The sequence below is a fragment of the Terrabacter terrae genome, from assembly GCF_039529575.1.
GTDB classification, from domain to species: Bacteria; Actinomycetota; Actinomycetes; order Actinomycetales; family Dermatophilaceae; genus Terrabacter; species Terrabacter terrae.
The window spans coordinates 1-6949 of record NZ_BAAANB010000136.1; the positions used below are offsets into that span (position 1 = coordinate 1).

At 68.6% G+C, this 6949-nt stretch carries 8 protein-coding genes; 7 read left to right on the forward strand and 1 reads right to left on the reverse strand.

The annotated features are described in order from the left end of the window. Nucleotides 1-465: hypothetical protein (locus tag ABD194_RS19940; protein WP_343994756.1), on the reverse strand; the 465-nt coding region annotated here is incomplete at its 3' end. 491 nt (nt 466-956) lie between these two features. Here ABD194_RS19940 and ABD194_RS19945 point away from each other — a divergent pair. The 7 genes from ABD194_RS19945 to ABD194_RS19975 all read left to right on the forward strand — a co-directional run. After that, nucleotides 957-1811 (forward strand): ABC transporter substrate-binding protein, encoded by an 855-nt coding sequence (locus ABD194_RS19945; RefSeq protein WP_343994758.1) that lies wholly within the window; start codon nt 957-959, stop codon nt 1809-1811. 10 nt (nt 1812-1821) lie between these two features. Then, nucleotides 1822-2643: an amino acid ABC transporter permease gene (locus tag ABD194_RS19950; protein WP_343994760.1), complete on the forward strand. Its 822-nt coding sequence runs from the start codon at nt 1822-1824 to the stop codon at nt 2641-2643. Further along, a complete protein-coding gene (locus ABD194_RS19955; protein ID WP_343994761.1) occupies nt 2640-3545 on the forward strand; it encodes an amino acid ABC transporter ATP-binding protein in 906 nt (301 codons plus the stop codon). Before ABD194_RS19950 ends, ABD194_RS19955 begins: the two co-directional genes overlap by 4 nt. After that, the gene (locus ABD194_RS19960; RefSeq protein WP_343994763.1) at nt 3545-4804 is read left to right on the forward strand and encodes an NAD(P)/FAD-dependent oxidoreductase; all 1260 of its coding nucleotides are present in this window, start codon (nt 3545-3547) and stop codon (nt 4802-4804) included. The genes ABD194_RS19955 and ABD194_RS19960 overlap by 1 nt, the downstream gene beginning before the upstream one ends. Before the next feature lie 60 nt (nt 4805-4864). Then, nucleotides 4865-5254, forward strand: a complete 390-nt coding sequence (gene rbsD / locus ABD194_RS19965) for a D-ribose pyranase (RefSeq protein ID WP_343994765.1) — start codon at nt 4865-4867, stop codon at nt 5252-5254. 88 nt (nt 5255-5342) lie between these two features. Beyond that, nucleotides 5343-6506 carry an acyltransferase family protein gene (locus ABD194_RS19970; protein ID WP_343994767.1) on the forward strand — a complete coding sequence of 388 codons (1164 nt, stop codon included), beginning with the start codon at nt 5343-5345 and terminating at the stop codon, nt 6504-6506. 150 nt (nt 6507-6656) lie between these two features. Continuing rightward, the coding region (locus ABD194_RS19975) for a methyltransferase family protein (protein ID WP_343994769.1) at nt 6657-6949 on the forward strand (293 nt) is incomplete at its 3' end.

A 6949-nucleotide genomic window follows, 5' to 3' on the forward strand; every position in this document is an offset into this window, starting at 1 on the left:
ACGGCCGCTGTGGGAGGCGTACGTGCCGAACCTGGGCAGCATGACGACGACCATCGCGAGGCACGCCAAACCACAGACTCCAGGAACGAGTTCCCGGGTCGACACGAGCCCCATCAGGTAGCCAAGGATCATGACGCCGCCGGCGACGGCGGTGGATGCGGCCATCTCCAAGGTGGGACGCCAGTCCATCGCCATGAAGCCCATCCACGCCACCATGGAGAGGCTGAGCGTGGCGGTGACGATGACGGCGGAGAGGACGGGAGCGTTCTGGCGCGGATCGTTGAAGCCGAGGAGGGCGCCGGCGCCCGCGGTGACGAGGCCGAGCAAGGCGAGGCTGACGCACATCACTGCGCACATCTGCGCCAGGTGAAGACCGAAGCGGGCGAGCCGAGAGGCGATCCCCGGGCTCGGCCCGTCACGGGCTGGGGTGGCGCGGACGGGCTCGGTCTCGTGTGCGTGGCGCATGGCGGAGCCTCCTTGGGTATGAGACCCGGCAGCCCGCTGCTGCATGGCCAGGAGCCGTTCGGAGGATGGCGCCTGAGAGCGACCCGAAGGAGTCCTCAGAGGCCACTGTGGAGTCAGAGCCAAGGGTTCGGTAGGGGCTAAAGGCCCTCCTTCGATGCTCTAACCCGGCTGCCCCTTGCCCAGCGGCCCTCCGGCGGCACCTGGACGTGAGCGGAAAGAACGCAGGAGCGGCAGGTTCGGCCGACGCCCTCATGGCATCCAGCGCTGCACGATCTCGCCACAGAACCGTTCGGACGTCTGCGTGACTTCGCCGCATATGGACGGACCGGTCAGGAGTTGGAGGCGATGGCTCGGCGGGCCTCTCCACGTCCACGGTTCGAGACGCCCGCCCAGCCGGTCTGGCGAGTTACCGGAACGTGCCCTCGTTGACGTATCCGGATGGGACACCGCTCGGTAGTCTCGCCGCTACCAACAACCTTGGAGGAACACAGATGTCGCAGGTCAGGTCCCGCGTTCTCGGCTTCGCGGCGGTCGTCTCCGCCACCTCCCTCGCCCTCGCGGCCTGCGGCTCCGGCTCGGGCTCGGGCGGCAGTGCCGCCAGCAACCCTTCGGGCGGGCCGCAGCTGGTCAGCTCGGACGCCCTCACGGTGTGCACCCACCTGTCCTACAAGCCCTTCGAGTTCAAGGACAGCTCGGGCAACGTCGTCGGCTTCGACATGGACCTCGCGCAGAACGCCGCGAAGCAGCTGGGCCAGTCCAAGGTCACCATCGTCGACATCGACTTCGCCTCGCAGACCTCCGGTGCCGTGTTCGCCGCGAAGAAGTGCGACATGGCGATGGGTGCGGTCACCATCAACGACAAGCGCAAGCAGTCCGTGGCGTTCTCGACGCCCTACTTCAGCGCGACGCAGGCCCTTCTCGCGAAGAAGTCCGCGGGCATCACCGACCTGTCGTCCCTCAAGGGCAAGAAGCTCGGCGTCCAGACCGACACGACGGGACAGGCCTACGCCGAGAAGAACAAGGACGCCAACGGCTACGAGGTCGTGGTCTTCGACGACCTGCCCACCGAGATCGCCGGGGTCCAGTCGGGCCGGGTCGACGCGGCCATCAACGACAACGGTCCACTTCTCGACTTCACCAAGTCCAACCCCGACTTCGCCGTGGTCAAGGAGTTCGACACCGGCGAGCAGTACGGCTTCCTCTTCCAGAAGGACGATGCCAACGCCGCCAAGATCAAGGACGCCTTCAACGCGGCCCTCAAGAAGTCGATCGAGGACGGGTCCTACAAGGCCAGCTACAAGAAGTGGTTCGGCTCCGAGCCGGCCGTGATGCCGACCGTGTCGTGAGGTCCCTGCCATGACCTCCCCTGCAGCAGCGGGGCGAGTGCGTAGGCTCTCGCCCCGCAAGCGGGCCCAGCGCATCCGGTGGGTTCAGTACGCCGTTCTCGTCGCCGCCGTCGTCATCCTCATCGCGGTCGCAGACCTGCGCCAGATCCAGAAGGTCTTCTTCCGGGGTGACCTGATCGTCGACACCCTGACCCAGGGACTCGGCCGCGCGCTCTTCAACACCGTCATCTATGCGCTCGGCGCCTTCGTCCTCGGCCTGGTGCTCGGGACGATCCTCGCCCTGATGCGTCTGTCCTCCGTCGGTCCCTACCGCTGGATCGCGACCGTCTACATCGAGTTCTTCCGAGGGTTGCCGACGATCATCGTGCTCCTTGCCTTCGGACTGCTCCCACTGGCCTTCCCCGGCTTGGAGATCCCCTTCGGCATCTACGGAACGGTGTGGAGCGCGCTCGGCATCGTCGCGGCGGCCTACATGGCCGAGACGATCCGCGCCGGCATCCAGGCCGTGCCGAAGGGGCAGGTCGAGGCTGCCCGCTCGCTCGGCATGCCGGCGGGCGCCGCCACCCGCAAGATCGTTCTTCCGCAGGCGTTCCGGATCGTCACGCCGCCGTTGACGAACGAGCTCATCCTCGTCGTCAAGGACAGCTCGCTCGCCTACATCATCGGGCTGTCCGCGACATCCTTCGACCTGACCAAGTACGGCCGGGACCTCGCCAACACGAATGCGAACCTCACCCCGCTTGTCATCGCTGGTCTCTGCTACCTCATCATCACCCTGCCGCTCACCTTCGTGGTTCGGCGCATGGAGGCGAAGTCGGCGAGGGCACGATGACGACGAACCCAGCCCCGACGCATACGACGTCGACAGACCGCGAGGCCGCCGTCGTCGAGATCAGGGACCTCCGCAAGTCCTTCGGGTCGGTCGAGGTGCTGACCAACATCACCGCCTCGATCAAGCAGGGCGAGGTGGTCTGCGTCATCGGGCCCTCCGGCTCGGGCAAGTCCACGCTGTTGCGGTGCATCAACCTGCTCGAGCAGCCGAGCGGGGGCACGGTTCTCGTCGACGGGATCGACGTCACCGATCCCGACTGCGACATCGACCAGGTGCGCAGCAGGATGGGGATGGTCTTCCAGCAGTTCAACCTCTTCTCGCACCTGACGGTCCTCGAGAACTGCACCATGGCGCAGCAGGTCGTCCACAAGCGGAGCAAGGCCGAGGCCCAGAAGGTCGCCCGGGCCAACCTCGAGAAGGTGGGACTCGGGGACCGTGCCGACGACTTCCCCGCGCAGCTCTCCGGCGGCCAGCAGCAGCGCGTCGCGATCGCCCGCGCGCTCTCGATGGACCCCGAGCTCATGCTCTTCGACGAGCCGACCTCGGCCCTCGACCCCGAGCTCGTCGGCGACGTGCTGGCCGTCATGCGGCGGCTCGCGTCCGAGGGCATGACGATGATCGTGGTGACGCACGAGATGGCGTTCGCGCGAGAGGTCGCCGACCGCGTCATCTTCATGGACGGCGGCGTCATCGTCGAGGACGGACACCCCGACCGCGTGATCGGTGACCCCCAGCACCATCGGACCCGGACGTTCCTCAAGCGGGTCCTCGACCCCACCCACGTCGACCCGGAGGCCGACGTGGACCCGGACGACGAGCGACGCTCCCGGATCAAGGAGGCCGAGCTGAGCGCGCGGGCCCAGCCGCAGCTGCCCGGCGACATCACGGACCCGCGGTTCTGATGCCGGCGGGTGAGGTCGCCGTCGTCGGTGGCGGGCTGATCGGCCTGTTCAGCGCGCACTCCCTGCTCGAGCGTGGGTATGCCGTCACCATCCTCGAGGCGGGCACGCTCGGCGGTGGTGCCTCTCGGGTCAACGGGGGCTGGGTCTGTCCGGCTCGCAGCGACCCGCTGCCGTCCTGGGGCGTCGTCCGCGACGGGATGCGTTCGCTCACCTCGCCGGACAGCGGGAGCTTCTTCCTGCACGCGGGTGCGCTCCCGCGCGTGGCCGGCTACCTCGCGCGGTTCCTCGCGAGCTCGGGCGCGGGCCGGTTCTCCCGCTCCTGGGACGAGCTCGACCTGCTCAACGGTCGGACGGCCGGGCTCGTGGACGAGCTGGTCGAGGTGGGGATCATCGACGGCTTGCAGGACGAGGGGTTCCTCATGCTGCACTCGACCCGCGACGAGGCGGAGGCGTCGTGGGCGTCCCTGCGCGCAGTCTCTCGGCGCGGGCTCTGCCCGGCGCCCGAGCCGATCGTGGGACGGCCGGCGCTCCTCGAGCTCGAGCCGGGGCTCGGCGACGCAGCGCAGTTCGGGTTCGTCCATCGAGGCGACCGGTGGCTGGATCCGTCCCGGTTGGTGGATCGCCTGGCCGCTTCGCTGAGTTCGCGAGGTGCACGATTCGTGACGGACACGCAGGTCCGCGCGGTGCGGCAGCGTGGGACCCGGGTCGAGCTCGCGACCGGATCCGGCGTGGTGGAGGCCAGCCATGCCGTGATCGCTGCGGGCGCCTGGTCCGAGCAGCTGCTCCGGCCGCTGGGGATCCGGGGTTACGTGACCCCGGGCAAGGGCTACAGCTTCACGATCCAGCCCGAGCACCCACCGACGCACGTGCTGCGGCTGGGCGACACCCATGTCGGGGTGACGCCGATGGGGGACCGGACCAGGGTGGTCGGCATGGTGGAGCTGGACGGGACCGCCGAGGGCCTGCACGCCGGACGCGTCGACGTCATGAAGCGCAAGGCGGCGCCCTACCTGTCCGGGATCGACTGGCGCGCCAGCACGGACGAACAGGTCGGCCCTCGCCCCATGACGCCGGACGGCAAACCGCTCATCGGCTGCGCGCCGGGGGCGGACCGCATCGTCGTGGCGACCGGGCACAACATGCTCGGGCTCAGTCTCGCCGCTCCTACGGCGTCCCTCGTGGCCGAACTGGTCGTACGCGGCCGGGCCGCTGCGGTACCGGCCTTCGACCCGATGCGTTTCACCCGTCGACGGGGTTAGCTTCACGTTCGCCCGGCGCGACGGCGTCGGATGGTCCACAAGGAAGGCACGAGCGGGCTCATGCGCAGGGACGGGATCTGGCACCCACGCCTGGCCGCGATCGTCACGGGGATGGGGCATGGCGACGAGATCGTCGTGGCCGACCCCGGACTCCCGGTTCCGACCGGTGTCGAGACCATCGACCTGGTGTTCGCCCGCAACGGGCCGCGGTTCCTCCCGGTCCTGGCGGTGCTCGCCTCCGAGCTCGTCATCGAGGGTGCCGTCGTCGCTCGGGAGCTGTCGGACAGCGAGATCCGTGACGGGCTGGACCGGTTCCTGCCCGATGTCCCGATCGAGCGGATGTCTCACTCGAGTCTGAAGGGACGCACTCGAGGGGCGCGCGCGGTCGTCCGAACGGGAGAGGCGACTCCGTACGCGAACGTCATCCTCCGGGCGGGGGTGCCCTTCTAGCGGCCGCATCGACGGAGCGGGTGTCCTGAACCAGCCGCGCGCTGACGTCGTACTCGTTCCATCGACGTGGCGTTCGCTGCGCCGCGTCATGGGCTACGGCGATGTCCGAAGGGAGGAGACTCCATTGGGAACCGGGACGCGTCGGAGGCACCGCCGACCCTTCCCAGAGCCACTCGTGCGCCCCACGGGTAACCAGCCGGCGCTGGACGGGGTGCGCGGAATGGCGATTCTCCTGGTCCTCGGGCAGCACGCCCCCACGAAACCGTTGATCAACGGTTACGTCGGTGTGACCGTGTTCTTCTGCCTGTCGGGGTACCTCATCACCAGCCTGTTGGTCCGCGAGCTCCGGACAGGCACCATCGACGTCCGCGCGTTCTACCGCCGCCGCGCGGCGCGGCTGTACCCGGCACTGGTGACCGTCGCAGCGGTGACCATCGTGGTGCTCCTCGTCGGTCGGCGCGATCTGGGTGTCGGGCAGGTTCTCGCACCCGCCGGCGCGGCTGCGACCTACACGACAAGCCTCTTCGACTGGGCCAGTCACCCCTTCGCCACTCAGGACTACTTCAACTACACCTGGACGCTCTCCGTCGAGGAGCAGTTCTACCTGTTGTGGCCGTTCGCGCTGCTCCGGGGCTACCGTCACAGTCCCCCGGCGTTCGCCGCACTCACCGCTTCGCTCATCGGGATCACCCTCGCGCTCGACCTCAACCTCGGCCTGAGTCAGAAGATCCTCTTCGACCAGCACGAGTACTTCGGGACCGACACCAACGCGCTGCCCATCCTGGTCGGGTCGCTGCTCGCGATCGTCGTCCAGAACGGCTGGTTGTCCGGAGCGGTCAGGCGTCTTGCGCCCTGTGCGCTGTTGGCGGTTGCTCTCCTGCCTGTCCTGGCCTATCGCAACGACACGTACCACACCTCGTTGGTGATCGTCGCCGGGACCGCGCTGACGCTGGTGATCCTGACCGGTGTCGTGACGCGGCCGGGCTCGGCGGCTGGAGTGCTGCTGGCGAGCGCTCCGATGCGGTGGCTCGGCGAGCGGTCGTACTCGATCTACCTCTGGAACGTCCTTGCCAGAATCGGAATGCTCACCCTGTTCGGGCACTCGGTCGTCGGCGATGTCGTCTGGGTCGCCGTCTTCGTCGTTCTGGCCGAGGCGAGCTTCAGGTTCGTCGAGCGCCCGCTACGCGCCAGATTCGCGCGGAGATCCGGTGCACTCCCCCGACCGCTTCTCGTTCCGCCCCGCGTTTCGTGAAGACGGCCCGGTGCCCGATCCGCCGACGTCTCGACGGGTGCGGACCCGTGCCGGGGGCACGATGGAGCGGTGCGTGGTGACGCTCCATCATTTCGGTTGTGGCCGCCGGTCGCGCTCGGCGCGCCCTGGCTGGCTGGATGGGCGCTGACGATGCTGCTCGGTGACCCGGTCTCGCTCCACCATCCACTGGTGCGCGGCGCCGGTTTGGTGCTGGTGCTGTTCTTCGGCACATGGAACGGGTGGGCGCTGTGGCTGATGCACACCAACCGCACGGCACTCCTGCCCGGCGGCTCGACGCGGGTCATCATCGACTCGGGCCCGTTCCGCCTCAGCCGCAATCCCCTCTACGTCGGACTGGTCGCGCTGGACGGCGCGCTGGCGCTGCTGTGGCCTTCGTTCTGGGCGCTCGTGCTGGTGCCGGTCGGCGTCGCGCTGTTGTGGTG

Coding starts and splice junctions, on each gene's coding strand:
- ABD194_RS19955 (WP_343994761.1), top strand. CDS start 2,640: ATGACGACGAACCCAGCCCCGACGCATACGACGTCGACAGACCGCGAG.
- ABD194_RS19970 (WP_343994767.1), top strand. CDS start 5,343: ATGGGCTACGGCGATGTCCGAAGGGAGGAGACTCCATTGGGAACCGGG.
- rbsD (WP_343994765.1), top strand. CDS start 4,865: ATGCGCAGGGACGGGATCTGGCACCCACGCCTGGCCGCGATCGTCACG.
- ABD194_RS19950 (WP_343994760.1), top strand. CDS start 1,822: ATGACCTCCCCTGCAGCAGCGGGGCGAGTGCGTAGGCTCTCGCCCCGC.
- ABD194_RS19945 (WP_343994758.1), top strand. CDS start 957: ATGTCGCAGGTCAGGTCCCGCGTTCTCGGCTTCGCGGCGGTCGTCTCC.
- ABD194_RS19960 (WP_343994763.1), top strand. CDS start 3,545: ATGCCGGCGGGTGAGGTCGCCGTCGTCGGTGGCGGGCTGATCGGCCTG.